This is a genomic window from Amycolatopsis sp. BJA-103, assembly GCF_002849735.1.
Taxonomy (GTDB): domain Bacteria; phylum Actinomycetota; class Actinomycetes; order Mycobacteriales; family Pseudonocardiaceae; genus Amycolatopsis.
Genome location: NZ_CP017780.1, coordinates 5708083 through 5734399, shown reverse-complemented (window position 1 = coordinate 5734399; position 26317 = coordinate 5708083). Strand labels below are relative to the sequence as shown.

General features: G+C 69.7%; 25 protein-coding genes and 1 pseudogene. 15 read left to right on the top strand and 11 right to left on the bottom strand.

Annotation, left to right across the window (positions count from 1 at the left end):
* Window positions 1-28: 28 nt before the first annotated feature.
* Window positions 29-846: pseudogene (locus BKN51_RS44450) on the bottom strand (helix-turn-helix domain-containing protein).
* A 197-nt stretch (window positions 847-1043) separates the two neighbouring features.
* Between BKN51_RS44450 and BKN51_RS24940 the strand changes: the two are divergent.
* Window positions 1044-1934 carry a nuclear transport factor 2 family protein gene (locus BKN51_RS24940; protein WP_101609916.1) on the top strand — a complete coding sequence of 297 codons (891 nt, stop codon included), beginning with the start codon at window positions 1044-1046 and terminating at the stop codon, window positions 1932-1934.
* Between the two features lie 43 nt (window positions 1935-1977).
* Window positions 1978-2592: an NAD(P)-dependent oxidoreductase gene (locus BKN51_RS24935; protein WP_101609914.1), complete on the top strand. Its 615-nt coding sequence runs from the start codon at window positions 1978-1980 to the stop codon at window positions 2590-2592.
* Window positions 2593-2597: 5 nt separating this feature from the next.
* Here the strand turns inward: BKN51_RS24935 and BKN51_RS24930 are convergent, their stop codons facing one another.
* Window positions 2598-3251, bottom strand: a complete 654-nt coding sequence (locus BKN51_RS24930; RefSeq protein WP_101609912.1) for a response regulator — start codon at window positions 3249-3251, stop codon at window positions 2598-2600.
* Entirely contained in the window at window positions 3248-4417 is a 1170-nt protein-coding gene (locus BKN51_RS24925) for a sensor histidine kinase (RefSeq protein WP_101613440.1), read from the bottom strand. The genes BKN51_RS24930 and BKN51_RS24925 overlap by 4 nt, the downstream gene beginning before the upstream one ends.
* A 204-nt stretch (window positions 4418-4621) precedes the next feature.
* Here BKN51_RS24925 and BKN51_RS24920 point away from each other — a divergent pair, with 204 nt between their 5' ends.
* Window positions 4622-5212: a hypothetical protein gene (locus BKN51_RS24920; protein WP_101609910.1), complete on the top strand. Its 591-nt coding sequence runs from the start codon at window positions 4622-4624 to the stop codon at window positions 5210-5212.
* On the opposite strand, the gene BKN51_RS24915 is transcribed toward BKN51_RS24920, so the two are convergent.
* Window positions 5209-6426 (bottom strand): PucR family transcriptional regulator, encoded by a 1218-nt coding sequence (locus BKN51_RS24915; protein ID WP_146044288.1) that lies wholly within the window; start codon window positions 6424-6426, stop codon window positions 5209-5211. The two genes, BKN51_RS24920 and BKN51_RS24915, sit on opposite strands and share 4 nt — an antisense overlap.
* A gap of 51 nt (window positions 6427-6477) precedes the next feature.
* Between BKN51_RS24915 and BKN51_RS24910 the strand changes: the two genes are divergently transcribed.
* Window positions 6478-7008, top strand: a complete 531-nt coding sequence (locus BKN51_RS24910) for a hypothetical protein (RefSeq protein WP_101609905.1) — start codon at window positions 6478-6480, stop codon at window positions 7006-7008.
* A gap of 106 nt (window positions 7009-7114) precedes the next feature.
* Here the strand turns inward: BKN51_RS24910 and BKN51_RS24905 are convergent, their stop codons facing one another.
* The 4 genes from BKN51_RS24905 to BKN51_RS24890 form a co-directional block, all read right to left on the bottom strand.
* Window positions 7115-8416, bottom strand: coding sequence for an AAA family ATPase (locus BKN51_RS24905; protein WP_233222998.1), 1302 nt, complete (start codon window positions 8414-8416; stop codon window positions 7115-7117).
* Window positions 8417-8670: 254 nt separating this feature from the next.
* Complete coding sequence (locus BKN51_RS24900) at window positions 8671-9447, bottom strand: hypothetical protein (protein WP_101609903.1); 777 nt, start codon at window positions 9445-9447, stop codon at window positions 8671-8673.
* Window positions 9444-10433, bottom strand: a complete 990-nt coding sequence (locus tag BKN51_RS24895) for a hypothetical protein (protein WP_102906586.1) — start codon at window positions 10431-10433, stop codon at window positions 9444-9446. Before BKN51_RS24895 ends, BKN51_RS24900 begins: the two co-directional genes overlap by 4 nt.
* A 184-nt stretch (window positions 10434-10617) precedes the next feature.
* On the bottom strand, window positions 10618-11358 hold the full coding sequence (locus BKN51_RS24890; protein WP_233222999.1) for a TetR/AcrR family transcriptional regulator: 741 nt from the start codon (window positions 11356-11358) through the stop codon (window positions 10618-10620).
* 62 nt (window positions 11359-11420) lie between these two features.
* On the opposite strand from BKN51_RS24890, the gene BKN51_RS24885 reads away from it, so the two are divergent.
* On the top strand, window positions 11421-12524 hold the full coding sequence (locus tag BKN51_RS24885) for an FAD-dependent monooxygenase (protein WP_101609899.1): 1104 nt from the start codon (window positions 11421-11423) through the stop codon (window positions 12522-12524).
* Window positions 12525-12664: 140 nt separating this feature from the next.
* Here BKN51_RS24885 and BKN51_RS24880 read toward each other — a convergent pair whose 3' ends face one another.
* Window positions 12665-13216, bottom strand: a complete 552-nt coding sequence (locus BKN51_RS24880) for a cysteine dioxygenase family protein (protein ID WP_101609897.1) — start codon at window positions 13214-13216, stop codon at window positions 12665-12667.
* A 94-nt stretch (window positions 13217-13310) separates the two neighbouring features.
* On the opposite strand from BKN51_RS24880, the gene BKN51_RS24875 reads away from it, so the two are divergent.
* Window positions 13311-14180, top strand: a complete 870-nt coding sequence (locus tag BKN51_RS24875; RefSeq protein ID WP_101609895.1) for a LysR family transcriptional regulator — start codon at window positions 13311-13313, stop codon at window positions 14178-14180.
* Here the strand turns inward: BKN51_RS24875 and BKN51_RS24870 are convergent.
* Window positions 14173-15474 (bottom strand): amidase family protein, encoded by a 1302-nt coding sequence (locus tag BKN51_RS24870; RefSeq protein ID WP_101609894.1) that lies wholly within the window; start codon window positions 15472-15474, stop codon window positions 14173-14175. The two genes, BKN51_RS24875 and BKN51_RS24870, sit on opposite strands and share 8 nt — an antisense overlap.
* Before the next feature lie 190 nt (window positions 15475-15664).
* Between BKN51_RS24870 and BKN51_RS24865 the strand changes: the two genes are divergently transcribed.
* From BKN51_RS24865 to BKN51_RS24825, 9 genes are read left to right on the top strand one after another with little or no spacing between them, the layout of a single operon-like run.
* On the top strand, window positions 15665-17287 hold the full coding sequence (locus BKN51_RS24865; protein ID WP_199192911.1) for an ABC transporter substrate-binding protein: 1623 nt from the start codon (window positions 15665-15667) through the stop codon (window positions 17285-17287).
* Entirely contained in the window at window positions 17254-18270 is a 1017-nt protein-coding gene (locus tag BKN51_RS24860) for an ABC transporter permease (protein WP_233223000.1), read from the top strand. Before BKN51_RS24865 ends, BKN51_RS24860 begins: the two co-directional genes overlap by 34 nt.
* Window positions 18263-19069, top strand: a complete 807-nt coding sequence (locus tag BKN51_RS24855) for an ABC transporter permease (protein ID WP_101609892.1) — start codon at window positions 18263-18265, stop codon at window positions 19067-19069. Before BKN51_RS24860 ends, BKN51_RS24855 begins: the two co-directional genes overlap by 8 nt.
* Window positions 19066-19809 (top strand): ATP-binding cassette domain-containing protein, encoded by a 744-nt coding sequence (locus tag BKN51_RS24850; protein WP_158255737.1) that lies wholly within the window; start codon window positions 19066-19068, stop codon window positions 19807-19809. Before BKN51_RS24855 ends, BKN51_RS24850 begins: the two co-directional genes overlap by 4 nt.
* Window positions 19810-19811: 2 nt before the next feature.
* Entirely contained in the window at window positions 19812-20441 is a 630-nt protein-coding gene (locus tag BKN51_RS24845; protein ID WP_101609888.1) for an ABC transporter ATP-binding protein, read from the top strand.
* Window positions 20438-21421, top strand: a complete 984-nt coding sequence (locus BKN51_RS24840; RefSeq protein ID WP_101609886.1) for an ornithine cyclodeaminase — start codon at window positions 20438-20440, stop codon at window positions 21419-21421. Before BKN51_RS24845 ends, BKN51_RS24840 begins: the two co-directional genes overlap by 4 nt.
* Complete coding sequence (locus BKN51_RS24835) at window positions 21412-22758, top strand: alanine racemase (RefSeq protein ID WP_101609885.1); 1347 nt, start codon at window positions 21412-21414, stop codon at window positions 22756-22758. Before BKN51_RS24840 ends, BKN51_RS24835 begins: the two co-directional genes overlap by 10 nt.
* Window positions 22755-23813, top strand: a complete 1059-nt coding sequence (locus tag BKN51_RS24830; protein ID WP_101609883.1) for a PLP-dependent cysteine synthase family protein — start codon at window positions 22755-22757, stop codon at window positions 23811-23813. Before BKN51_RS24835 ends, BKN51_RS24830 begins: the two co-directional genes overlap by 4 nt.
* Window positions 23810-25192 carry an MATE family efflux transporter gene (locus tag BKN51_RS24825; RefSeq protein ID WP_101609882.1) on the top strand — a complete coding sequence of 461 codons (1383 nt, stop codon included), beginning with the start codon at window positions 23810-23812 and terminating at the stop codon, window positions 25190-25192. The genes BKN51_RS24830 and BKN51_RS24825 overlap by 4 nt, the downstream gene beginning before the upstream one ends.
* Here the strand turns inward: BKN51_RS24825 and BKN51_RS24820 are convergent.
* Complete coding sequence (locus tag BKN51_RS24820) at window positions 25168-26130, bottom strand: hypothetical protein (RefSeq protein ID WP_101609881.1); 963 nt, start codon at window positions 26128-26130, stop codon at window positions 25168-25170. The genes BKN51_RS24825 and BKN51_RS24820 overlap by 25 nt on opposite strands.
* Between the last annotated feature and the right edge of the window lie 187 nt (window positions 26131-26317).

Below are 26317 nucleotides of genomic sequence, written 5' to 3'. Positions count from 1 at the left end.
ACCGGGTGGTCGAGTGCACGGTCGCCGATCACTGCCGGCCGGGGTGCGCGCTGCGGGCGTCCAGCAGAAATTCGGTCAGTGAAGTGGCGTCGGCCGAGCCCGGGTCCGCCGTGAACATCACCGCCCTCAGGTCGCCGTCGGGAATGTGGACGGTGTCGCAGTCCAGTGCGATCTGCCCCAGATCCTCATGCTGCAGCCGCATCCGGCCGTCGTGCTGCCCGGCGGTGGGTGTGCTCGCCCAGAGCTCGGCGAACACGGCGCTGGCGCGCTGGAGGTCGGCGGTCAAAGACGCCAGGTCTTCGTCCTCGGGTAGCGGGTCGAGGCCGCATGCAGTTCGGCCACCAGCAGGCGCTGGAAGCGCGCGTCGTCACCCGGCGACCGGAGCACCTGGCCGCCCTGGCCGACGAACACCCGCCAGGGGATGTTGCCCTCGCGCGGGTGGAGCGAGGGCACCCCGCAGGCCAGCGCTTCCCAAGCCCGGTTCCAGCCGACGACCGTCCACGTGGCGTCGAGCACGCACACCGGCGTGCTCTCTATCCGGTCCACGAGCCGGCGGGCGCCATCACTGAGCCGCCGTGGCACCCGCCCTTCCACCGGCGCGTAACCGGCCAGCGTGCACAGGTGCTCGTACTCCGTCCTGCTCACCCGGAGCGCTCGGGCCAAGGCGTTCAACACGCCGGGCGAGGGGTGCCGACGACCCTGCTCCATGCGTTTCAGGTGATCCGTCGACACGCCTGCCAATTCGGCGAGCTCTTCGCGTCGCAGGCCGCCCGTGCGCCTGCGGCCGTGACCGACGACACCCACCTGTTCGGGCCGGGTGCGTTCACGGTGCTCCCGCAACGCCATTCCGAAAGTGCTCGCGTCGGACATGACCGAAGAATATCAGCGGCATCCGCCAGGAGGGGACATTCTGGCCCCTGCTACGGCGGCCGGAACCCGGAAGAATGACCACCAGAAAGGCGGAGGCAGCGCACGCGAATCCGTGTTGACACGCGCTCCCCTCTCGATGTTTTACCGATCGTGTTCTCGATGAAGGAATACTCATGACTGATGTCAACCACCTCGCCGACCGGGTCGCTGTCGCCGAAACCGTGGCCCGTTTCGCTTGGTCACAGGATCTCAAGGACTGGGCCGGTCTGCGTGCGATCCTCGCCGACACCGTCACGATGGACGTCTCCGAGCACTTGGGCGGGCCGTCGCAAGAATTGAGTGCCGATGATTTCGTGGTCGCCAGCCGGGCGGTGCTGGAAGGGTTCCAGAGTACTCACCATTCGACTTCCAACGTCATCGTCGAGGTTGAGGGCGACCATGCCACCTACCGGAGTTTCGTGGTGGCCTACCACCACGTTCCCACCGATGAGGTCGACTGGCTCGTCGTGCGTGCTTTCTGGCACGTCGACCTGCAGCGGGCCGGCAATGAATGGCGGCTGAGGCGCATCCGCGTCGTGCGGAAAGCCCCTTTCGCGGGCAACTCCGAGCTTTACGCGATCGCCAAGGGGGCCCGCGGACAAGGCGGGCGAGAAGTGAGTGCGTCGACCGACGACGTGCGCGCCGTTCCGTTTCGCATGGCCGCGGCGATGTCCGATCGTGACGTCGAAAAGCTGGTGGCCAACTACGCCGACGACTTCGACTGCGTGATGCCGGTGCACCCTGATCGCTCCTTCCGCGGTGCCGACCAGGTTCGCGCGAACTACACGAAGATTTTCGCCCGGTATTCGAACGGCCTGGACGCCAGGGTCATCGACTCCGTGGTGGACGGTGACCGGGTGTGGACGGAGTGGGAGATGATCGGCACGCGGGCCGACGGGGTCGTCGAGACCATCCGCGGCGCCGTCATCATCCGGGTCGAGGACGGCCGCGCCGCAGCTGTCCGCTTTTACCTCGATCCGGTCGATGCCCCGGATGCGTCGGCACAGCTGAACATCCTCGGCTGAAATCCGGCTCGGCAGACGCATCGACCCTCAGGAGTGGATTTTCATGCACCTCACCGTTCTCGCCGCGTCCGGCCCGACCGGACTTTCCCTTACCCGGCAGGCACTCGAACGTGGCCACATCGTCAGGGCCATCGCCCGCAATCCGGACCGGATCACCATTCCGGACGCCCCGGGGCTGACCAAGATCGTCGCGGACGTGTTCCGCACCAGCGAGATCGACTCGGCGCTCGAAGGCAGTGAACTGGTGCTGTCCGGGCTGGGTGTGCCCAAGGGGACGAAGCCGGGTGTGCTGACCGCGGGCGCCCGGTCGGCGGTGGCCTCGGGCGCCCGCGTCATTTGGCTGGGTGCTTACGGCACGGGGCCCTCGGCCGCGGTGGCAAGCGCGCTCAACCGGCTGGTCCTCAAGGGACTCGGAGCGGAGGTCGCCGACAAGGTCGAGTCGGACGCCGTGGTCACCGAAGCCGGCGGGACGGTTTTCCACGCCGGACCCCTGTCGAACAAACCGATCAGCCCGGACCGGCGCACCGTCGGGCTCGATGCCTCCCCCAAGAGCATCTTCCGCATCATGGTGAGCCGGGACACCGTTGCCGCCGCGATGCTCGACGAAGCGGAGAACCCGCGGTTCCCCGGCCGGATCGCTGTCCCGCTCACGCGCTGACCCTCTCAGTCTTCGGAGTTCGCCAGCAGTCCGTGGTCGCGGGCGTAGATCGCGGCTTGGGTGCGATCCCGTAGTCCGAGGCGGCCGAGGATGCGGGAAATGTGGTTCTTCACCGTTCCCTCGCTGAGGTAAAGCCGTGCGGCGATTTCGCGGTTCGTCGAGCCGGTCGCGACGAGCCTTAGCACTGCGGTCTCCCGGCTGGTCAGTACTTCGGTGGGGGCCGGTTTCGCGGGTTCGGCTGTCGGAGCCGCCGCTGCCAGACGCCGCGCCACCGAGGTGTCGAGCTGGGTGATCCCGGCGTGGGTCAGCCGGATGGCGTCGGCCAGTTCGTCGGCGGGGAGGTCCTTGAGCAGATACCCGGCGGCACCGGCGCGCAGCGCCTGCACGACGTATTCGTCGTCGTCGAAGGTGCTCAGCATGACGATCCGGCAGCCGGGCGCTTTGTGCCGCAGGATCGCGGCGGCTTCGACGCCGTCCATCCCGGGCATCCGGACGTCCATCAGCACCACGTCGGGTTCGAGCGCGAGGACTCGGGCGACGGCTTCTTTCCCGTCCGCGGCGACGCCGACCACCTCGATACCCGGCTGGATGCCCAGCAGCGAGGCGATGCCGTCCCTGATCAGCCGTTGGTCGTCGACGACCAGTACGCGCACGCTCATCGGGCCGGCACCGTCACGGTGATCCGGGTGCCCGCTCCGGGTTGGCTCTCGACCCGGGCGAGCCCGCCGACCAGTGCCGCGCGCTCGCGCAGGCCGAGCAACCCGAACCCTTCTGCGGGCTCGGACGCTCCGGTGCTGAACCCGCGGCCGTCGTCGGCGACGACCAGCCGGGTCTCGGTGTCGCCGAACGTCAGTGACACCGAGACCCGATCGGCTTGTGCGTGCCTTCGCGCGTTGGTCAAGGCTTCTTGCGCTGCGCGGAAAAGCGCGCTCACCGTCGCGTTGTCCCCGGCGCGCTCCTCGCCGTCCACGACGAGGCTGACCTGGAGCCGGTCGTCCCCGGCTCGGTCGACGAGTTCGGCCAGCGACGCGGACAAGGTGCGTCCCTCCCGCTCGTCACGGAGTGCTCCGACCGACCGGCGGACGTCGTCGAGAGCGTGGCGTGCCGAAGACCGCGCGTCGGCCAGGGCCTGGTCCGCCGCGTGTGGATCGCGCTCGCGGAAGGCGGACGCCTTCTCCACCTGCACCGCGATCGCGGTGAGGTGGTGGCCGAGGCTGTCGTGGATGTCCCTGGCGAGACGGTTGCGTTCCGCCGCCGCCGAGAGGTCCGCGACCTGGGCGGCGTAGGAGGTCACCTCGTCCAGCGACTCCTCGAGCCGGGCTCTGGCCTGCTGCTCGCGGACCGCGATTCCGGCCATGGCGATGGCGAGAACCAGGCCGATGACGAACATCAGCACGTCGGCGACGTAGTTGGCGCTGGTGTACCAGCCGGGAACCCACAAGGCGTAGGAGCAGACGAGCAGCACCAGGCACAGCGCGGCGAGCGCGATACTCACCGTCCGGCCGAACGCGAGGTAGGCCGCGAACGGCACCAGCACGAACAGCGCCCGGGACAGCCCCGAGTCGTCCAGCGCGGCGACCGCGACGAACAGCGCGAGCCGGACGAGCAGGAACGCCGACGCGGTGCCGCGCCCCGCGCCGCAACGCCGTTCGGCGGGTTCCAGTGCGAACAGCGCCGCGACGCACGCGACGAACCCTGCTGTCCTCAGTGGACGGACGTCCGCGCCGAGCCCGGCGACGACGTAGTAGAGGCCCGCGATCAGCACGATCCCGTAGACGACGGCCGACACCCAGGACACCGGTGATTCTTTCCGCACGATCGGCATGCAGGCACCTCCCGACACGGAAAGAGTACGGCCGATCCGGCGGCATTCTCCCGGGTTCGGGAAACCTTGGCCGAACGGCACGTGCCGTTCGGCGGTGCCCGGTGGGAACTCCGGCCCGGTCGGCACTTCCGGACCGCGACGGCCCTTCGTAGCGTTCGGCCCTGTCATCGCACGCTAATTCTTGTGCCGCAAGGGAGTTCTCATATGCTGTCGCCCACGTTGATCCGCCTCGGCGCGCCGTGCGGAATCGCCGCCGGACTGTTCATCGCGGTTCCCGCGGCCTTCGAAACGGTGCTGGGGGAGACCGCGGCCACCAGCTTCGTCCTCGGCCTCGCCCCGGCCTTGGCGACGCCCGCGCTCGTGGCGCTCTACGCGCGTCACAGCGAGGCCGCCGGCCGGTTCGGCGCCCTCGCGTACCTGGTCAACCTGATCGGTCTCGGACTGTTCGGCGGCGCCGCGTTCGCACTGAACATGGCGCTGTTCTACCTCGACGGCCCGGTCGTCGCCGAACTTCTGCGCGGTCCGACCAAAGTGGCCCTCATCGCGAGCGCGGGCGTGTTCGCCCTCGGGTCGGTGCTGTTCGGCCTGTCCTTGCTGCGCGCCAAGGTCCACCCGCGGCTCCCGTCGGGCCTCTATGTGGTGGTACCGGCCGCGTTCGCACTCGCCGCTCCCTTGCCGGACACCCTGTTCACCAGCGGGTTGCACATCCTGTTCGGCTTCACGCTCGGCTGGCTGTCGACGGCGATGTGGCAAAGCGCCGGCATCAGTCCGGTCGGCTCCACCAGGGTGGGCTAGCCGGATTCGCCGGCACGGCGTGCGGCCAGCGCGGAAGTGGCCCGGTGGATTCCCGGTGGCTCGGTCACGTCGATACCGGTGAGTTCGTGGATGCGGCGTAACCGGTAGTCGACCGTGTTCGGGTGGACGTGCAGCAGGTTCGCGATCCGGCGGCGGTTGACGTTGCCGCCGAGATAGTGGAGCAGCGTCTCGAACAGATCGGGATGTGCTTCCAGGGGGGCCAGCAGGTCGGCGAGCCTGTCGCGGGCTTCGCCCGGGCGTGTCAGCTGGTACTCGATGAGGACGTCTTCGAGGCGGTAGAGCCCGGGGGCGCGCTCGAACCAGCGCAGGACGTCCAGTATTTCGCCGGTCTGGACCGCCGCGGCCGCGACACCCGAGGACGTGGTCAGGGCCCCGGCCGCACTGACGGTCACCCCCGCCGCGCTGCCCGCTTCGGCGATCGTTTCCGACCACTTCGACCAGTCCATGTCCGACGATATCGGGACCAGGACGATTCCGCCGGTCGCCTCCAGCGCGTTCAACGCCTGATCGTCGGTCGCCGCCTCGAACACCGCGAGCAGCCTGCGCAACATCCGGCGGGTGACCGTGGTCGGGTTGACCCCGGTCTCCTGTTCGTCGGGGTGTGCGCCGATGGCGAGGTTGAGCAGCAGGTACTCGCTGGCGAGACCGATTCCGGCGATTCCGGCGGTCGCCGAAGCGGATTCGTCCCGCAGCAACGCGGCGAGCAACGCGCGGCGGGTGTTGTGCTCCTGGCCCACCGTGGTGCGTACCTCTTCGAGGTAGCCGCTCGCCACGGCGCCCGTGGTCGCCTTGATGAACTCGAAGATCTTGTTGCCCAGCGCGAGCACCGCGTCGAGGTCATCAGGGCCCGCGTCGGCGGTCAGCGTCGCGAAGATTCCTTGCAGCCCATTGACATAGGCCGCCAGCAGAGCTTCCAGCGGCACGCCTTCCTCCGCGCGCCGAGCGGCGGAGCCGCCGATGCGGCCTGCTTGGTCGGGCGTCGCCAGGGTGCCTTCGCGGAGCCAGGAGATGTAGTAGGAGACCACGTCGCGGCTGATGTTCGTGATGTCTTCGCGCATTTCCTCGACCGGCATGCGCCGGAAGCTGTCGAGATCGCGCCGATGCCTGGCCAGCATCTTCGTCACGACGTCGTCCAGCTGGTTTCGCAGCGTCTCGTGCACCGGTACCCCGGCGATGATCACCGGAGACGGCACTTTGACACATAAGCTCTTTGCCGTCGGCCGATCCATGGTTGGATCGGCCGCATGTCCGCCATCGTCGTCGCCGTGATCGCAGCCGTCGCCTCCGTCGCCGCCGCGGTGGTCGCCGGGATGTTCGCGTTGGCATCGCGTCGTTACGAAGCCCGCGCGCAACGGGTCGATCAGGTCCGGGAACGGATTTCGGAGCCGAAACGCACCATGTACGAACCCGTCGTCGACATGCTGGACCGCATGTTCACCAGCGACGACGTGCCCACCGAGGAAGAACTGAAACACAAGCGCCGTTTCGACACCTGGGTGAACGTGTACGGCTCCGACGGCATCGTCCGGGCGTACTCCCGCCTCATGCAGGCCCTTCCCCTCGGTCCACCCGCCGACATCCAATTCCGGCTCTACGCGGACTTCCTGATCGAGGTCCGCAAGGACATCGGCGATCCGGGCAGCACGGTCGACCGGATGCAGATCCTCGGCCCGCGGTCGGCGAATCTCTCCGATCGCCGGAGCCTGACCGACTCCGACATCGACACGGTCTGCAAACGCCTCGGCTGGACCCCGCCTTGGCGCGCCGGCAAGTGAGCCGTCGGCGATGCTCGGATCCGGCAAGAAGGTGGAGGTCCCGGTATTTCAGGCCGGGCAACGGATCGGGTGCCTGAGGAGGCGGCGAACACGAGCGCGTTCCCGGCTAAGACGCGAGTCTGCGGTAGGGGCGCACGACGGCTTCGACGAACGCCGCGACCTGTTCGTCGATGTGCACCTTCCCCTCGGAGTCGTTCTCGACGAGGAACAGCCGGCCGGCGAGGCTCTTCTGGGCCTTCAGCAGCGCGAAGTCGTCCCTGCTGTAGAGGGTGTCCGCGGCGTTGCTGGGCAGCCGATGGTCGTCGGACACCTCGAGGCTGATCAACTGACCCGCCACCGAGATCTTCGGTGGCTCGCCCCGCCTGGCCAGCCGGGCGGCGCGCTGGGCGTCGGAGGCGCGGACGTGGACGATCTGCGACGCCGCCAGGACCTCGTCGCCGAACACCTTGAGCGCTCCGATCGTGTCGGCCCTGGCGAACTCGACGATTGTGATCGGGTTGCTCCGGCGGTTTTCCCAGACGCGATGGCCGAGCGTGTGAAGGGCCGGCCGGAGATCATCCTCGCGCTCCACCTGGAACGCGCCGCCCTGCTGGGCGCTGAAGCCCGCGCCGCGACCGTCGCCGAGGAGCATCAAGGCGTGGAGGAATTCTTCGAACGCGTAGACGTAGTCGTTCAGCTCGTCGACCTGCATCCGCCACCGCCGGAGCTCTTCGGCGAGTGCCCGGCGGACCAGTGATTTTCCGGCGCCCGGCAGGCCGGTGACGAAGATGACCGGCGCGCGGTGGCGGAACGCCAGGTGTCGCAGGACCGCGTCTTCCGCCTTGGCCGACAGCTGGTACGCCGCGCGCTGCTCCCGGATCCGGTCCGCGAGGCGGGACAGTCCGTCGCCCGGTTTGCTCTCGGTCAGGAGTTCCCCGGCCAGGAACGATTCGAGGGGTTCGGACTCGCTCCACATCTCGTCGAAGTGGCTGCGGAACACCTTGGAGGCGGAGATCTCGTCCAGCCGTTCTGGCCGGTCCTTCCCGCCGTTGCGCCGGTTGAGCACCGTGTGGTGCTCCAGGCCGGAGAACACGTGGTACGACAGGTGGTCCGCGGTCAGTGCGCGGGACACGCGAACCTCGATCCCCGCCCCGAGCAGCTCGGCTCCGGCGGTCAGGGAGGCCGGTTCGGTACGGGTGATCACCCGTACTCCCCGGCGGCCGTTGATCTGCGACCACGATTCCTGGATCTCGGCGAGCACCGGAGAGTCTGCCGCCGGCAGCAGATTCGGGACCAGCGCGTCGAGTCGCTCGACGTTGTCGTTCTTGGAGATGACGAGCATCTCGGCCAGGTAGTTCCGCCGGGTCATCCGCTGGGAGAGCCCGGTCGGCAGACGGGTGCGCCGCCACAGGAACCTGACGGTTGCCACGATGAGAGCGACGGCAACGCCGCTGGTCACGGGTACGAGGAGCTGGCTCCAGTTCATCGGGGTCCCCAGTCCGCCGTCGCCATACGGCCTGCCTTTCGCAGGGTGTTGGAACACCTAAGCCAAAGTTTAGGCGCGACGAACTTTGATTTCAAGGGTGGCGCACTCGGTTTGATGTCGAGCTGAAGAACGAGGTCGGAGTGAACTCGGGACGCCGCCTGCCTCGACGATGATCGTCAGCGGCGCCGTCCGCGGCTTCAGCGTGACGACCGCGGTTCGAGCAGGGCGAGGTCCGGCGGCACCAGGGTCGCGGTCTGCAGGAGCTCGTCGATCAGGTGGATGTTCAGTGCGTTGCCCACCGGTTCGCCGACCTCGTCCTTGGTGAGGCCGGGCACTCCGGCGCCGGCGAGCCGGCCGCGGACCTTGACGACGATGTGCTCGACCTTCTTGGAGCTCCAGTTCCGGTCCGGTTCCAGCTCGGCCAGTTGCTCGGCGATCTGGCGCCAGCTCAGCGGCTGAGGGTAGGCCTCCTGGTGGAGGAATCGTTGCGCCAGCGCCACCAGGACGGTGCGCTCGGCCGTGGTCAGCCGCCAGACGCTCGGCGATTTCGTGACTTCGTCGGTAAGGGGCGGAGGGGGCGGCGAATCGTCTCCGACGACGAAGATCTCCAGGAGATGCTCTCGCCCGCCGGAGCCGTGGATGAAAAGCGCGGTGTAGCCGTCGGGGAGCGCGGCTGGTTCGTCGCCTTTGAAGAGACGCCGGGAGCGGGGCAGGCGCAGCGGGAGCTTGCCTTCGTTGCGTACGCACCAGACGCCGTCTTCGTGGACGAGCGTTCCCTGGTGGCGGCTGATCAGAGTGTCGTCCTCGCCGAGGCAGACGTGCATGTCGTCCCGATTGCGGCCGAACAGAAGCTGGCGGCCTTCTTTCGGGGGCATCGACGACCTGCCGGACACGGTCGAGGCGAAGATCGTCCCCGCCTCCGCGGGCGGGACACCGTGGGCGAGACTGGGACGGAAGCCGTCGATCATCGTCATGGCAATCTCCTCGCCACTTCGCCCGCCAAGGTCGTGGCCGGGACGCAGAGTCGTTCCGATGGCTGGTCACCGTCCACGACGATCAGGACGGCTTCCAGCATCGGGGTGTTGTCGATGTCGGTGTACGGGCGGTAGGCGATCGTCGAGCGGCACGTTCCCGGGCCGTAGTCGTCGGCGAGGGTCCGGATTTCCCGGCCGGACTGGGTGGTGCGCACGCCGTTCCGGTCGTCGAGGGGATGTCCCCGGTCGAAGATCACTCGCACCCGGCCGGTGGGGCCCTCGTAGGCGCAGCCCCATCGGCCGAAGGACGGTTTCGGCGGGCCGGGCACCTCGGGTGCGGCGGGATCGAGCAGGGAGCACGCGTCCACCTCGGCCAGCGAACGGGTGGGGAACGGGGCTTTCCTGAGCGGGGTTTCGTTGCCGGACAACGTTTTCGTCGCCGAAACGGTCGCGATGTCGGCGACCGCGCACAGGTCCACCGGGGCGCCGGGGTCGTCGCCCGCGGTGACCGAGACGATGTATCCCGCGGGAACGAGGATCAGCCGGGTGCAGCTGTCGTCCTGGAGCGGGCCGCCGACGACGTCGAAGGTCCCGACGCGTTTCAGCTCGCCTTCCGGCGGATTCCCGGGATGGTTCTCCAACTCCACTTTGACGTCGGTGTAGGACCCGTCGCCGCGGTGGAGGAGCACGTCACAACGGTCGAAGTTGCCATAGTCGGGTTCGAGTTCGGTGCGGCCGTACGAGCGGAGCGCGGCCGTGTCGGTCAAACGGCAGGGATCGAGCGCCCGGGCGTCGAAGGACGCGGGCGCGGGCGCCGCCGGAGCCGGCGGCGTGCTCGCCGAGAGCACTCCGGCCGCGACGGCCGCGATTCCCGCCGCGGCGTCGCGGAGATCTCGCGGATCGGGGAGCACTTTCGTGAAGTTCACCGTGTCCGGAGGACCGGGGGACGGCCGAGGTTCGGCCGGGAATCGCGGTGGGGTCGTCATGTGCGCGACTTCGTCCGCCGGTATCAGCCCGCCCTCGGCTATCGGCGTTCGTGCGGTTCGTCGCGAATCTCGCGGGGACGGACGGTGTCGTGTCTTCTTGGGTGTCCGTTTCTTCGACCGCGGCATGTGTCGTTGTTAGCACTCCGGTGGCGGGACTGGTCCCGAGCCGCTTCGCCCTCGGCGGTCAGTCCCCGTCCACTCCGAGGGCGTCGGCGAGGCCGCGCAGGCAGTCTTCGAAGACGGGTTCCAGGTCGGTGTAGGCGAAGTCGAGCTGGTGCAGGACTTCCATGCACAGCAGGCCGTACAGCCGCGTCCAGCAGGTCAGGAAGACGTGCGAGGCCTCGGGCGGGAGGCGTCCGTCGATGGTGGCGGAGTAGGCGACCAGCTGCTTGCGCAGCGTCGGGGGCAGGTCGGCCGGGTCGGGTACCGGGAAAGGGTCGGTCCGCCAGAGTTCGGCGGTCAGTTCGAGCAGGACGTTCTCGAACCGTTGGCCCGCCTCGTGCCGGGGCGAGTCCTGTCGCCGGTTGGGCGGGGCGATCGGGCTGGCGAAGACCCAGCCGAACTCGGCCGGGTGGGTGATCGCCCAGGTTCGCAGGGCCCGGCATACCTCGAGGATGCGATGGCCGGCCGGGGCGGCGGCGTGGGTGTCGCGGGCCTGCTCCAGGACAGTGGTCAGCTCGCGGAAGAAGCCGGCGGTCACGGCGCCGATCAGTTCGTCATGACCCGCGTAGTAGTGGTAGAGCGCGGGACCGCTCATGCCCACCTTCCGCGCGACCGCGTTGATGGTCACCGCCGCCGATCCCTGCTCGACCAGCAGCGTGCGCACGGCCGCGTGGATCTCCCGCAGCGAGTCCTGACGCCGCTTTTCCCGCCTGCTGCCCGGGCCGTCGGCCATGGTCACCTCGTCTCGTCGTGCCGTTGACATCCTAGAGCACCTATGTTTCCTTAATGACTCTAAGCTAGCCTAGAATCATTAAGGAGAACTCGATGAAGGTGACCATCGTGGGAGGCGGGATCGGCGGGCTTGCCGCCGCCGTCGCGTTCCACCGGCGCGGCTGGGAGGTCGAGGTGCTCGAGCGCGCGCCCGAGTTCACCGAGATCGGCGCGGGGGTGTCGATCCAGCCCAACGCCTTGCGCGCGCTGGACGCGATCGGCCTGGGCGACCGTCTTCGCGACGGTGGACTGGCGGACCCGGTCGCGGGTGTGCGTCTCGCGAACGGGCGGTGGCTGGTCCGCAACGACGTCGACGATCTGCGGCGGCGGTTCGGCCAGTGGGTGACCGTGCATCGCGCCGACCTGATCGACCTGCTCGTCGAGGCGCTGCCCGCGCGGGCGCTTCGGCCCGGCACCGACGTGCGTGCGGTGCGGCCCGACGGCACTGTCGTGCACGGCGGTGGCGAGACCGTCGCGGACCTCGTCGTGGGCGCCGACGGCGTGCACAGTGTGACCCGGCGGTCTCTCTGGCCCGAGATTCCCGGGCCGCGCTACGTCGGGTACACCACTTGGCGCTTCATCGTCCCGCCGCACCCTGTCGGTGAAAGCGTCGAAACCTGGGGCCGCGGCGAACGGTTCGGGCATCTGCCGTTGCCTGACGGCCGCGTCTATTGCTACGTGATGGCCAACGCTCCCGCTCGTTCGCGTACCGGTCTGGACCGGCTGCGCGAACGGTTCGCGCGCTGGCACGACCCGATTCCCGCGTTGTTGTCGGCGGCGCGGGAGGAGACGGTGTCGCAGCACGACGTCCACCAGTTGCCGGAGTTGCCCACCTACGTGTCCGGCACGGTCGCCCTGCTCGGCGACGCCGCGCACGCCATGACTCCCAACCTGGGACAGGGTGCGTGCCAGGCACTCGAGGACGCCGTCACGCTCGCCGCCGTCGTCGACAAGCTGGGAGTGCCCGCGGGACTTGAAGAATACGACCGTTCCCGCAGGCCTCGAACCCAGCTGATCGCCCGGCGCTCCCGGCAGGTCGGGGCTCCCGCGCACTGGACTTCCCCGCCGCTGATCGCCTTGCGCGACGCGATGCTTCCCCGGTTGCCCAAGTCCTTCTTCGAGCGATCGATCACCCCCGCCTACACCTGGACCCTTTGATGGCTCTGCCACGAACACCGATCGTCGTCGACATTGCGTCCGCCGCCGGATTCCGGGATGCGCGCGTGAGCCGGTGAAAAAGTGGTCGTGACGAATTTCCCGGCATCGGAAATGCCGGTTAGCCGAAATGGCTCTGCCGCTTACTCCATGTACTTCGGAGTGGCGCGCTGCTCGTATTTGCGGCGGACGCTGGTTCCCTTGCTGAGGTCGGCGCCGTAGACGTGCAAGGTGATGGCGACGGTGTCGCCGGTGTTGTGCACCTGGTGGATGTCGTCGGGCGGCGCGACACCGCTGACCGAGCCCGCCGGGCGTTGCCGCTGGGCTGTCCGGACCAGCCGGTCGCCGTCGATGTCGAAGATGTTCTCCGTCTCGGTTCCTTGGAGGACAAGGAATGTGCACCACACCAGGTGGTCGTGGATCTCGGTCAGCTGGCCGGGCCGCCAGACCAGTGCGGTGATCGAGAAGGTGGACTCGGCGTGCAGGGTGTTGCGGGTGTAACCGCCGGCGGCCCCTTCCCGTTCCACCGGGGTGAGGAGGTACGGCGTCGGGCGGAGCCCGGTGAGGACGGCCGCCACGGCCTGTGCGGTGGCGTGGGGTTCGGATGTTCGCCCGGTGCACTCGCGAAGGCGTTTTATGAGCTCCGCGAGACCGGGTCTGACATAGGTGGACGGGGTGGTGGACGCGGCGGTCATTCTCACTCTCCTTCTGGTCGCTTATCATCGTGGTCCGCTCTCCGCCCGGCGTCTAATGACGACGTTCTTTCCTATATATAGGTACTCTTCATGTATGCTGAATCTGGTCCAACTGATGGTGCTGGACGCTGTCGCGCGGCATGGTTCGATGACCGCCGCGGCGAAGGAACTGCATTACACCCAGCCGGCGGTGAGCCACCATCTCGCGCGGTTGGAAGCCGAGACCGGCGCGAAGCTGATCCAGCGGATCGGCCGCGGAATTCGGCTCACCCCCGAAGGAAACCTGCTGGCCGCCCGCGCGGCCGAGATCGTCGGCCGGGTCGAAGGCGCCGAGGCGGAGCTGGCCGCGCAGGTGGGGCTGAGGGCCGGGCGGGTCCGGATGGCGGGGTTCCAGTCGGTCTTGAGCACCATCGTTCCCGAGGCGGCCGCTTCGCTGGCCCGCGCTCATCCCGGGATCGAGCTGGGACTGGTCGACGAACATCCGGTCGAGGCGCTTCGCATGCTGCGGGAAGGGCAGATCGATGTCGCCTTGATCTTCCGGTACGCCGACACCCCGCGGGAGGACCAGGGGCTCCGGCTGGTCCATCTTCTCGAGGACCCGATCTATTTGATCACCAGCGAACCGGGGCAGACCATCGCCGATCACCGTGACTCGATCTGGATCGGCGGCTGCACCCGATGTCAGGACGAGCTCGTCACGATCTGCGGCCGGGCCGGGTTCACTCCGCGCATTTCCCTGGTCAGCGACGACATCGTCGTCATGCAGTCACTGGTCGCCGCGCGCATGGGCGTCACCACGCTGCCCCGCCTGGCGCTTCGCGCTCATCGGCTGCCGGGCATCCACACCACCGAACTGGCGGAAGATCCTCGCCAGATCTACGCCGTCACCTACGGCGATCCGCCGGACCCGCCCGCCGCGACCGCGCTCATCCGCGCGCTTCAGGCCAGCGTCCAGGTCAGCTGAGAGCTCGTTCGACGGAAGCGCCTACTGCCAGCAGTTTCCGGTCTTCGCCGATGGCGCCGTCGAGCGCCAGCCCGGCGGGGAGGCCGCTGGGGCCGCGGCCCATCGGGACGGTCAGGCCGGGGACGCCCGCGATGCTGCCGGGCTGGCAGTTGCGGATGAAGGTCGGGAAGGTGGGGACCACGCGCCCGCGGTGCACGAAGTTCGCGACGGCCGAGAAGTCCTGGGCGATCGCCGGTGTGGTGGGAAATACCAGTGCGTCGATGCCGCTCTCGCCGAAGATCGTCGCGTAGGTGCGACGCAGGGCCGAGCGGGCGACGAGGGCCGCTTCGTAGACGGCCGGATCGACACCTGGTAGGACCGAGTCGGCGAAGATCGCCTGGACGTCGGCCGCGGCGACCGCCTTGACGAGTTGCTCGAACGAAACTCCGGGTACGTACTCGCTCAGGTAGGACCGGAGTCCGACGCCTGCTTCGTGGATCACCAGCGGCATTCCCTGATCGGCGCTGAGTTCGGCGAGCGTGGTGTCGTCGATCGGCACCAGGGTGAACCCGGCCGCGCTCAGCCGGGTCACCGCGGACGCCCACAGTTCTTCGACTTCGTCGTCCAAATCGCCGGTCAGGAAACCGTGTGGCACGCCCAGCCGAAGCGCCGACGGCGGGATTTCGGTCAGGGTCTCCGGTTCCTCCGCCGCGAGCACCGCGTCGAGGAGCGCGAGATCGCCGACCGTGCGGGCGATCGGCCCGGCCGTGTCGCGGGTGCTGCTCAGCGGTGTCATGCCGTCGGACGGGTAGCGGCCCGTGGTGGGCCGGAACCCGCAAACCCCGTTGAGCGCGGCGGGAACGCGCACCGAGCCTCCGGTGTCGGTGCCCAGACCGGCCGGGACGACGCCCGCCGCGACGGCGACCGCGGTCCCGCCGCTGCTGCCCCCGGCGAACCGGAACGGGTCACAGGCGTTGCGGACCGGTCCCAGGGGAGTCGTGTCGCAGGTGATGCCGAACGCGAGCTCGTGCATGGTCGCCTTGCCGATGACGACGGCGCCCGCGTCGACGAGCCGCCGGACCACGCTCGCGTGCTCGCGTGGGACGTGGTCCGCGAGCGCCGGGGTGCCCGCGGTGTTCGGCATGCCCGCGACGTGGATGTTGTCCTTGATCACCAACGGAAGGCCCGCCAGCGGGCCGGTCGGCGCCAAGCCGTCTCCGTCGTCGCCGGAGCGCGCGAGATGGCTGATCGCGTGGAGATCCCGGACTTCTTCCGCCCGCGCGCGGCTTTCCGCGGCATTCCAAGATCCACTCATGACGGCTCCTGCGGTCGTTCGGCGAGGTGAGCCAGCTTAGGGGGCTGAAGGACGCTTTCCCCTCATGTCATGCGACGAAAGCGTCCTTCGCCGCGTGAGACGCGGGGAAAGGCCCCTTCAGCTCGCGACCTGGAGGGTGACAAGGCTCACAGTTAATGATAAAGACTATCATTTTCATTAAGCTGCGGCCGTGCTTTTCCATCGTCGGCCTTCGCGCCTGCTCGTCACATCACTCGTCACTTTCTCCGCCGCCGCACTCGTCGGCTGCGGTGCGCCGGGAGCGTCCGGGGGTGCGCCCGACCGGTTCGTCGTGATCGACGCCGAGGAACTCGGCAGGTTCAATCCCCTGACCGGACACGGCGGCAACGGCGAATCGAAGATCTACGAGAGCCTGTACCGCGTCGCGGAAGGTCAGGACGACCGCATCCCGGACGCGGTCCCGGTTCTCGCGGAGGGAGCTCCCGAGCCCGTCGACGGCGACCTCGGCCATTGGCGGGTGAAGACCCGCAAGGGCGTCACTTTCTCGGACGGGACGCCGTTCGGGCCCGAGGACGTCGTCGCGACGTACAACGCCGTCGTCGATCCGAAGTTCGCGTCGCCGATCGCGGCGAACTTCGATTTCCTTCGTACCGCTCAGGTTTCGGGGCCGGACACCGTCGATTTCCTGCTGAACGGCGCCTACGGCGATGTGCCGCACCGGCTGTTCCTCGCGATCGCGCCGTCGGAGTCGCTGGCGGCGCCCGGGCCCGCGGACAAGCTGCCGCTCGGCGACCACCCGGTCGGGACGGGGCCGTACGCGCTGACGGAGCTGCGTCCGGATCAGGTCGTCCTCACCGCGCGCGACGGGTACTGGGGCACCAAACCGCAGGTGAAGACCTTCGTGGTGCGGCGAACCGACGACGAGAAGGCTCGCGCGGCGCAACTCGCGGGCAGCGCGGACGGCACCCGGCTGTCCCCGGCGCTCGCGCGCGCCGTCGCGAAGGACGGCTACCGCACGGTGGTCAGCAAGGCCAACGATTGGCTCGGCGTCACGCTTCCCAGCGGCAACCCGGTGGCCGGTGACGCGGCCGTCCGGCTCGCGCTGAACCTCGGGGTCGACCGCGGCGCGATGGTTCGCGACATCCTGCAGGGTGAGGGAACCCCCGTCTCGACCCTGGTCACCCCGCTGTTCGGTGACGCCTACGATCCCGCGCAGGACTTCACCTTCGACGCGGACCGCGCGCGGAAGGTCCTCGACGACGCGGGGTGGCGTGTCGGCGCCGACGGCGTCCGCGAACGTGACGGCCGCCGCGCGCAGTTCGACGTGGCCTACTACCCGACGGAGACCCTGCGCCGCGATCTCACGATGGCCACCGTCTCCGACGCCAAGAAGATCGGCATCGAGATGAAGCCGGTCGCGGTGGAGAAGTCGACCATGACCCCGCAGTACCTGGCGAGCACCGCGTTCCTGCTCGGCGGCGGTGGGCAACCGTACACAGTGGACACTCAGCTGTACCCGAAGTTCCACTCCCGGTACGCGGCCAAGGGCGTGGGATCGAAGTGGGACAACGCCTCGGACTACGTGAACCCGGAAGTCGACAAAGCGCTGGAGGCGGCGCGCGTCGAACGTGATCCGGCCAAGCGCGCCAAGCTGTACCGGGACTTCCAGGCCGCCTACCACGCCGCGCCGGGCATGCTCGCGCTCGTCGCGGAGAACCACGTGTACGTGCTGCGTGACAACGGCTGGCAGCCCGGGGCCACCGCGCTGGAACCGCACAGCCACGGCGTGGCCTGGGGACCGTGGTACTCCCTGGCGCGCTGGACGCGGAAGTGACGCGGTCGCGCCGCGCCCGGATCGGTCGTCTCGCCGTACGCCGCCTGCTGTTCGGCGTCCCGTTGGTCCTCGTCGTCTCGCTGGCGGCCTTCGCGCTGGCCGCGGCCAGTCCGTTCGACCCGCTCGAGGCCTATCTCGGCGGGTCGGGCGACGGCTACACGGAGGCCGAACGCGAGGTGCTCCGCCACACCCTCGGGCTCGACCAGAGCTGGATCTCGGCTTGGTGGCACTGGATCTCCGGCGCGGTGACCGGCGATTTCGGGTACTCGCGGGCGTATCACGAACCCGTCGCGCAGGTGCTCGCCGAACGGCTGGGGTGGACGGCGTTGCTGGGCTTCGCCGGTTCGGTGGTGGCGGTGGTGCTGGCGTGCGCGCTCGGGATCACGGCCGGGCTGCGGGCCGGCGGTTTCGCCGACAAGGTGATCAGCGCGATCGCCGTGGTGCTGCAGGCCGTACCGCCGTTCATCGTCGCACTCGGCGCGGTCCTGCTGTTCGCCGTCACGCTCCGCCTGTTCCCGACGTCGGGACTCACGGATCCGGGGGAGCCGATCACGGCGGCTTCGGCCGCGCGCCATCTCGTCCTGCCCGCGCTGGTACTCGGGGTTTCGCAGGTGCCGTGGCTGGCGCTGGGCCTGCGCGAAGCCATCACCGGGGCCATGGGCAGCGACGCCGTCCGGGGCGCGTACGCCCGGGGCCTCCCGCCGCGCGTCGTCCACAGTGGACACGTGCTGCCGATGGCTTCGGCGCCCTTCTTCGCCCTCATCGGCGGAAGGCTGCCGGAGCTGCTCGTCGGCGCGACCGTGGTGGAAACCGTGTTCGCGTGGCCGGGTCTCGGCGACGCGACGGTGGATTCCGCGCGGGCGCTGGACTTCCCGCTGCTGGCGATCGTCACCGTGCTCACGGTGGGGCTGGTGGTGGCGGGCAACCTCGCCGCGGACGCCGCCGCGATCGCCGTCGACCCGAGGATCGAGGCCGATGGCTGACAAACGCGCCGCCTGGATCGCTGGTGCGGCCGTGACGGTCTTGGCCGCCTACGCGATCGTCACCCCGCTCGCGCACCCGATCGACGAAGCCGTCACGGACTTCGCGGCCGGAGACCGGGGTCCCGGAGCCGGGAACTGGTTCGGTACCGACGCCTCGGGACGCGATCTGTTCACCCTGGTCGCGATGGGTATGCGGGTGTCGCTGGGGATCTCGCTGGCCACCGCCGTCCTGTCCACGATCGTCGGGCTTTTCGTCGGTGTCACGGCCGGGGCGTTCGGTGGCTGGTGGGACCGCATCGGGATGCGCGTCGCCGACGCGATGACGGCCATCCCCAGTCTCCTGCTTTCCCTGCTCATCGTCACGTTGTTCCGGGGTTCGCTCGTCGCCATCGTCGTTTCGCTCGTGCTCACGCACTGGACGGCGACCGCCCGTGTCGTGCGCGCCGAGCTGCTTTCCTTACGTGACGCCGAATACGTCCAGGTGGCGCGCCTCAGGGGACTGCCGGGGGCGCGGATCGCGCGGATCCACTTCCTGCCCGTCGCGGCGGGTCAGGCCGGGGTGGCCGCGGTACTCCTGGTCGCCCACGCCGTATGGCACGAGTCGACACTGTCCTTCCTCGGTGTCGGGTTGCCGCCGCACCAGGCCTCGCTGGGCACGCTGCTCGCCGAGTCCGGGGAAGCGCTGCTGCTCGGGCACTGGTGGCGGCTGGTGTTCCCGGCGGGCGCGATCGTCGCGGTCACCCTGGCGCTTTCGGCGCTGGGCCGGTCGTTGACCCGTCGTCCGGAGGTGATGGCGTGACGCTGTCGCTCGAAGGCGTCAACGTGCGGTACCCCGCCGGTCACGCGCTCACGGACGTCGATCTCGTCGCCCTGCCCGGCAGGCCGCATTTCGTGATCGGCGGCTCGGGTTCGGGGAAGTCCACCCTGTGCGCGGCCGTGACCGGGCTTCTCCCCGCTTCCGCGAAGCTGACCGGGAAGGTGTCGGTCGACGGCCATCCGGAACCGCGCAGGGGAAGCGTGATCGGTGTGGTGCCACAGTCCGCGATGACCTGCTTCACGCCCGTCCGGCGGCTCGGCGGGCAGCTCGCGGAAACGGTTCGCCACCTTCGCGGCGAACGCGGGCCGGAGGAACTGCTCGCGCTCGTGGGCCTCGAAGCCGGCGCGCTGAGGAAGTACCCGCACGAGCTTTCGGGCGGGATGGTGCAGCGGGCGGCGATCGCGGCCGCGCTGGCGGGCGATCCGCCGGTGGTGGTCGCGGACGAACCGACGTCCGCGCTCGACCGGGAGCGGTCAAGCGACATCGTCGCGTTGCTCACCGGGCTGGGCCGGGACCGCGTCGTGCTGGTGACCACCCACGACCTCGGTGCGCTGCCGGACGACGCGGACCTGACCGTGATGCTCGCTTCGCGTGTCGTCGAGACCGGGCGCGCGGCCGACGTCCTCACGACGCCGAAGCACGACTACACCCGCGACCTGCTGGCCGCGCTTCCCGAAAACGGGCTGAATCCGTTGCCCGCCGACCGTCACCACGGGAGTTGATCATGCTTTCGGTTCGCTCTGTCGCGGTCGGCCACGGCCGCACGCCGCTGCTCTCCGGCGTCGACCTGGACGTCGGGCCGGGGGAGATCGTCGGTCTCGTCGGGCCGTCCGGCAGCGGCAAGACGTCGCTGGCCCGCGTCCTCGCCGGACTCGACAAGCCGCTGGAAGGCGAGGTGCGCATCGGCGGCCGGGTGGCGATGCTCTTCCAGTCCCCGCGCCGGTCCGTCGATCCCCGCCTGACCCTGCGCCGGTCGATCGAGATCTGCGCGACCGAGTCCGGCGTGGACTGGGAACGCTTGTGCGCCAAGGCGGATCTCCCGTCCGGACTGCTGGACCGGTACCCGCGCCAGGTGTCGGACGGGCAGTTGCAGCGGGCCGCGATCGCCCGCGCGCTCGTCGGCGAACCCCGCTACCTCCTGTGCGACGAGATGACCGCCGCGCTCGATCCGGCGACGACCGCCGCCGTCGTCACGACCGTGCGCCGTGCCGCGGACGAAGACGGCCTCGGCGTGCTCTTCATCAGCCATGACCTGCCCTTGGTCGGTGCGTGCTCCGATCGCGCTCTCGAGATCCGGGACGCGCGTGTCACACCGTCCACCATCCTGTCCACCAGAAAGGTCGACCGTTCATGAACTCCGGCCCCTCGCTGCACATCCTCACCCGGACGGATCTGCACAACCTCGAACTCGCGCCGCACGAGGCGATCACGATGGTCGAAGACGGCTACCTCGCCTACGCGTCCGGAGCGTCGCGCAACCCGGCGAAGCTGATGGTGCCGATGCCGGATCCCGCGCGGGACGCCGTCGCGTACTCGATGCTCGGTTACGACGGTTCCCTCGAACAGGCCGCGTTCAAGACGAGCTACCGGCAGGGAAGCACGTCGGCCGAGAAGTACTACACGACGATCACCCTCTACGACGACACCACCGGCCTCCCGTTCGCGCTCATGGACTGCCATCGGGTCGGCGCCACCCGCACGCCCGCCAGCACCGCGCTGATCGCGCGGACCTGTGCCCGGCCGGGGGCGCGCACCGCGCTCATGGTCGGCACCGGCGCGCAGGGGATCCGGACCCTGCCGTACCTGCTCACCGCGTTGCCGGGGCTCGAACGGCTGCGCCTGTTCGGCACGCATCCCGACGGACTGCGCGACAGCGTCGCCGCGGTGAAGGACCGGTTCCCGGACCGCGAGGTCGAACTCGTCGACGACGTGGAGGCCGCGGCGCGCGAGTCCGACATCGTGGTCGCCGCTTCGGGCCGGGCCGCGCACCCGAAGATCCGTCTCGGCTGGCTGCCGCCGGGCGGGCTGCTGATCTCCGTCGCCAGCAAGGGAGTCCAGGAGGGCACGCTCGCCGAGGCCGACTACACGGTGGCCACCAACGGCGCGCAGGTCGAGGTGACCGGTCAGCGGATGGCGGGCCCGGACGGCGTGTTCCGCATCGACGCCGAGCTGCCGGACATCCTCGCGGGCCGGGCGCCGGGCCGCTGCGGTGACGACGACCGCGTGTTCGCCTTCAGCAGTGGCATGATCATCACCGACATCCCGGTGGCGCACGCGCTGGCCGCCCGCGCCATCGCCGCGGGCCGCGGCCGCGAGGTGGCGCTGTGGACCTGATCGACACCCTGTCCCCGCCTTTGCCCGCGCTCGAACGCCCGTGGGCCCACCGGTTACGCGATTCCGAGACCCTGTGGGAGATCGCCCGCGCGATCGGCGGCGGCCCGTTCCACGTGATCCATCCGGCTTCGTTCGCCGAAAACCTCGACGGGATGATCGCGGCGCTCGCCGCCGAGCGCGTGCCGGGCACCGTCTACTACGGGAAGAAGGCGAACAAGGCGGCGACGTGGCTGCGGGAATGCGCCCGGCCCGGCGCCGGGGTCGACGTCGCGAGTGTGCCCGAACTGGTGCACGCCCTCGGAAACGGCCTGCGCGGGGAAGCGATCGGGGTGACCGGCGCGGCCAAACCGGACGGCCTCCTCTGGCTCGCGTTGCGGCATCACTGCCTCATCGCGGTGGACGCGGCCGACGAACTGGAACGCGTCGCGCGCCTGGCCGCCGAGCTCGGTGAGACGGCGGAGGTGCTGCTGCGGGTGCGGCCGCCGTCCGCGCCGGAGAGCCGGTTCGGGTTCGCCCCCGAAGCGCTGACGATGGCCGTGCGCCAGTGTGCGGATTCCGTCGTCGTACGCGGTTTCTCGTTCCATCTGGACGGCTACGATCCCGTGCCGCGGGCGGAACTCGCCGCGTACCTGATCGATCTTTGCCGCGACGCCCGCGCGCTCGGGCACCCCGCGTCGAAGATCAGCATCGGCGGCGGGATCGCCGTGTCCTATGTGGACTCCGGCGATTGGGAGCGGTTCGAGTCCGGCAGGAACGACGGCTGGTTCCACGGTGGCCGCAATCCGGCCCGGACCTACCCGTATCACCAGACGCCGACGGGCGCGGCGATGGTCACCGCCATCCTCCGGCACGACATCGCCGGGAAACCGCTCGCGGATCGCCTGCGCGCGGACGGGATCGAGCTGCTGCTCGAACCGGGCCGGGCCCTCGTCGACGGCGCCGGGTTCTCGGTGTTCCCGGTGCTGGGCTGCAAACCGGCCGAAGACCACCTGATCACCACGGTCGCGGGGCTGTCCATGAGCCTGTCCGAACAGTGGAAGGGCAGCGAGTTCCTGCCGGATCCGCTCCTGGTGCGCCAGGACGGGCCGGGCGGCGAGCCGGTGCGCACGATCGTCGCCGGGTCGAGCTGCATGGAGTACGACGTGCTGACCTGGCGCGCGGTGGAACTGCCCGCGCGGCCGAAGGGCGGCGACCTGCTCGTGTACCCCAACACGGCCGGCTACCAGATGGACAAGAACGAGAGCGGTTTCCACCAGCTCCCCCTGCCGCCGAAGGTGGTGCTCGACGGCGACCGCTGGCACGTCGACACCGACTACCCGATCCAGGAGATCCGATGACGATCGTCCAGCGCGCGTCCGACCTGATCGGTGGCACGCCGCTGCTGGAGCTCGCGCGCACCGGTACCGGCACGCGGCTCCTGCTCAAACTCGACCACCTCAACCCGACGGGCTCGTGCAAGGTGCGCATGGCGCGGCAAATGATCGACGAGGCGGAGATCGACGGCCGTCTGCTGCCGGGCGGGCACATCGTCGAACCCACGTCCGGCAACACCGGGAACGGGCTCGCGCTGGTCGCGCTGGAGCGCGGCTACCGGTTCACCGCCATCGTCGATCACCACGCCGCCCGCGAAAAGCTCCGGATGCTGCGCGCGCTCGGCGCGGAACTGGTGTTCGTCGACTGCCCGCCGGACGGCGGGGTGAGCTCGGTCCAGCGGCGGCAGGTCGCGGCCCGGATCGCCGCCGAAACCGGCGCCTATCACCCCGACCAGCACAACCATCCCGGCAACGGCAACGGTTACGCCGGGCTGGCGCGGGAACTGGTGCAGCAGCTCGGCGACGTCGACGTGCTCGTCGCGGCGATCGGCACCGGCGGGTCCCTGTGCGGGACCGCCCGGGCCCTGCGCGCGGCGGGAGCGGGCACCCACGCGGTGGCCGTCGAACCCGTCGGCTCGATCATCTTCGGTGGCGCGCCGGGGATCTACCACCAGACCGGGGCGGGCAGCCCGGCCGGATTCCCGGTGGGGGACAACGTGGACCGGTCCGTGATCGGCGAAGCCCACCGCGTGTCCGACAGCGACGCCTTCGCCGGTGCCCGCGTCATCGCCCGGCGCACCGGTGTCCTGGTCGGCGGGACGACCGGCGGCGCGATCCACGTCGCGCTGCGGCGGCTCTACTCGTATCCGGCCGGAAGCGTCGTCGTGGTGCTCTGCAACGACGCCGGGGAGAAGTACCTCGACTCGGTCTACGACGACGAGTGGTTGCGCGCCAGGGGAGTGCTCGACGAACTGGCCCATCGCCGGATGGACCGCTGGTTCACCACCTACGCCGAGTCCGTGCGGGTGGCCACGCGCGACCGGCGGGCTCGTTCGGCACCGGTGGCGGTGGGCGCGTGACCACGGCGGTGGCGGCGCGCGGCTACCGGGCGCTCGTCGCGCTCGCCGCGCCGATCGCGGGGATCCAGCTGGCACAGGTCGCGCTCACCAGCGTCGACCTGGCCATGCTCGGCCTGCTCGGCGTGACCGCGGTGGCGGCGGGCGGCCTGGCGATCCTGCTCTACAACCAGATCCGCACCATGTGCGTCGGCATGGTCACCGGCGTCGGGAACCTGGTGGCCACGGCGGCCGGGGCCGGTGAACTCCGCACCGGCACGGACGAACCCGACGAGCGCGCGCGGGACGAGATCCGGTCACTCCTGCGGTCGGCGCTGCTCGTCGCGACCCTGACCGCGGCGGTCGGGGCGGCCGTCCTTTGTGGACTGGCGGCCGCCCTGCCCCTGCTGGGACAGAAGCCGGAGATCGTCTCGCTCGCCAGGGCGATGATGTTCGCGCTGGCGGGCGGGCTGTTCCCGATGGTGTGGCTGAACGTGTTGCGCCAGTTCGCCGTCGGGCTGCGCCGTCCCGGTTCGCTCCTCGCGGTGACGTGCGTGTCGATCGCGGTCAACGCCGCCCTGAACGCCGCCTTCATCTACGGCTGGGCGGGGCTGCCCGCACTGGGCGTCACCGGGATCGGGCTGGCGACGACGCTGGTCCAGTTCTTCACTCTCGCCGTGTTCGCCTCGGCCGTGCGCAAGGACCCGCGGCTGCGCCCGATGGTGTCGCTCGCGCTCTGGCGTGCGGATCCGGCGGTGGTCCGGCGGATCGTGCGGCACGGGACCCCGATCTGTTTCACCTACGGATCGGAGGCCGCGATCACCTCGATCGCGACGGTGCTGATGGGGGCTTTCGGCCCGGCGATGCTCGCCGCGTCGAACGTCGCGAACCAGCTCGCCTACATCGTCTACCAGGCCAACATCGGGCTGTCCCAGGGATCGTCCATTTTGGTCAGCCGCGCGGTCGCGCACGGCGAACCGCGGCGGGCTCCGGTGATCGCGCGTCAGGCACTCACCCTTTCGTGGAGCTTCATGGCGGTGGTGAGCCTGGGATACCTGGTGGTGCCCGAGTTCCTGCTGTGGCCGTTCCTGCACGGCGAGGCGGACGCGGTGGTGCTCGGCACCGCGTCGACCCTGCTGGTGTTCGCCATCGCGCAGCAGTACAGCAAGGGGACCCAGAACATCCTCGTCGGCCTGCTGCGCGGGCTCGGCGATACCGTCTCCGGGCTCCGTTGCACTCTTGTGGGGTACTGGCTGGTCGGTGTGCCCGCGATGTTCCTGTGCGCCTACGGGTTCGCTTGGGGCGGCTGGGGCGTGTGGGCCGGCCTGTGCCTCGGTTTCGCGGCGACCGCGATCCTGCTCGGACGGCGCTTCGCCGGCTACGGGGCCGGTTCCGCGCGGTAGCGGTCGATCCGGTCGAGCAGGTCGCGGGAGCCGGAATCGGTCGCGTGGTTCCGCAGCAGTTCCGCCAGCGGGCCGAGGCGGTCCTTGGTCCGGGCGGAACCGAGGCCGCGCGCGAGGTCCACCGCCTCGGTCCCGGTGCGGACCGCTTCGTCGAAGTCGCCCTGGAGCGCGTGGTTCTGCGCGAGCATGATCAAGGTGAGCGCCAGGCTGCGGGACATGTCCGCGCCGTAACCGGCGGTGGCGTCACGAAGCCTGTCGATCGCCTCGTCGCTGTGCCGCGGGGTGACGACGTGGGCCAGTTCGGTCAGGACGGTACCGCGCATCGCGGCCATGTCCGTCGTGCCGAAGAAGGCTTCCCAGGGGCGTGCGGTGGCCCAGTCGTCCGCTCCCTCGAACTGGCTCTCCGCGTGTCCCAAACTCGTGAGGGCGGCACGCTCGTCACCCGCTTTGGCCAGTGCCCAGGCCTCGTTGACGGTGAGGATCGCCTGTGCCCGCCGGGATCCGGACCGGTGGGCGGCGGCCTGCCCCCGCCGCAGGTGACCGAGCCCGCCCTCGACGTCGTCATGGTGGAGGGCCAGCCTGCCGAGGCGGTAGCAGATGTTCGCCACGAGATTGTCGTTCCGCGCCTCGGCGGCGAGGTCGAGCGCGCGGCCGAACCGGATCCGCGCCGGTATCCGGTGGCCGATGTCGAATTCCGTCCAGCCCAGCAGATTGTGCAGATCGGCGAGCACGGTCAGCAACCGCGAACGGAGCGCGGCCGGGACGGCGCCCCAATGGAGCAGGAGGCTGACCGTCTTCACCACGTGCACCGCGTCCCGGCAAAAGGCGCCGCCCTGCCGGTAGTCCAGCGCGCGCAGGACGTCGACCGCGGTTTCCAGGCGCTCCACGTCGGTGGTCCCGATGCGGTCCGGTCGCTTGCCTTTTCCGGTCCCTGTCATGAACTCACCTCACGCAAGTCATGGCTCGTGTTACCGGCTACCCGGAGTAGATCCTTTTGAAACCGCGGTCGTGAGTGGCGATTCGGGTTATAGCCAAGGGCGCCCTAGGTACCTACAGGATTTTGCGTGCGAGTGTTCGCAAGTTCGCGACACCCGGACTGGCTGGCGCGGCCCTCGCAACGGCCCG

Excerpts from the sequence above, each read along its gene's own strand:
- BKN51_RS24940 (WP_101609916.1), top strand. The coding sequence starts at position 1,044 with ATGACTGATGTCAACCACCTCGCCGACCGGGTCGCTGTCGCCGAAACC.
- BKN51_RS24935 (WP_101609914.1), top strand. The coding sequence starts at position 1,978 with ATGCACCTCACCGTTCTCGCCGCGTCCGGCCCGACCGGACTTTCCCTT.
- BKN51_RS24930 (WP_101609912.1), bottom strand. The coding sequence starts at position 3,251 with ATGAGCGTGCGCGTACTGGTCGTCGACGACCAACGGCTGATCAGGGAC.
- BKN51_RS24925 (WP_101613440.1), bottom strand. The coding sequence starts at position 4,417 with ATGCCGATCGTGCGGAAAGAATCACCGGTGTCCTGGGTGTCGGCCGTC.
- BKN51_RS24920 (WP_101609910.1), top strand. The coding sequence starts at position 4,622 with ATGCTGTCGCCCACGTTGATCCGCCTCGGCGCGCCGTGCGGAATCGCC.
- BKN51_RS24910 (WP_101609905.1), top strand. The coding sequence starts at position 6,478 with ATGTCCGCCATCGTCGTCGCCGTGATCGCAGCCGTCGCCTCCGTCGCC.
- BKN51_RS24900 (WP_101609903.1), bottom strand. The coding sequence starts at position 9,447 with ATGACGATGATCGACGGCTTCCGTCCCAGTCTCGCCCACGGTGTCCCG.
- BKN51_RS24895 (WP_102906586.1), bottom strand. The coding sequence starts at position 10,433 with ATGACGACCCCACCGCGATTCCCGGCCGAACCTCGGCCGTCCCCCGGT.
- BKN51_RS24890 (WP_233222999.1), bottom strand. The coding sequence starts at position 11,358 with ATGTCAACGGCACGACGAGACGAGGTGACCATGGCCGACGGCCCGGGC.
- BKN51_RS24885 (WP_101609899.1), top strand. The coding sequence starts at position 11,421 with ATGAAGGTGACCATCGTGGGAGGCGGGATCGGCGGGCTTGCCGCCGCC.
- BKN51_RS24880 (WP_101609897.1), bottom strand. The coding sequence starts at position 13,216 with ATGACCGCCGCGTCCACCACCCCGTCCACCTATGTCAGACCCGGTCTC.
- BKN51_RS24875 (WP_101609895.1), top strand. The coding sequence starts at position 13,311 with ATGCTGAATCTGGTCCAACTGATGGTGCTGGACGCTGTCGCGCGGCAT.
- BKN51_RS24870 (WP_101609894.1), bottom strand. The coding sequence starts at position 15,474 with ATGAGTGGATCTTGGAATGCCGCGGAAAGCCGCGCGCGGGCGGAAGAA.
- BKN51_RS24855 (WP_101609892.1), top strand. The coding sequence starts at position 18,263 with ATGGCTGACAAACGCGCCGCCTGGATCGCTGGTGCGGCCGTGACGGTC.
- BKN51_RS24845 (WP_101609888.1), top strand. The coding sequence starts at position 19,812 with ATGCTTTCGGTTCGCTCTGTCGCGGTCGGCCACGGCCGCACGCCGCTG.
- BKN51_RS24840 (WP_101609886.1), top strand. The coding sequence starts at position 20,438 with ATGAACTCCGGCCCCTCGCTGCACATCCTCACCCGGACGGATCTGCAC.
- BKN51_RS24830 (WP_101609883.1), top strand. The coding sequence starts at position 22,755 with ATGACGATCGTCCAGCGCGCGTCCGACCTGATCGGTGGCACGCCGCTG.
- BKN51_RS24820 (WP_101609881.1), bottom strand. The coding sequence starts at position 26,130 with ATGACAGGGACCGGAAAAGGCAAGCGACCGGACCGCATCGGGACCACC.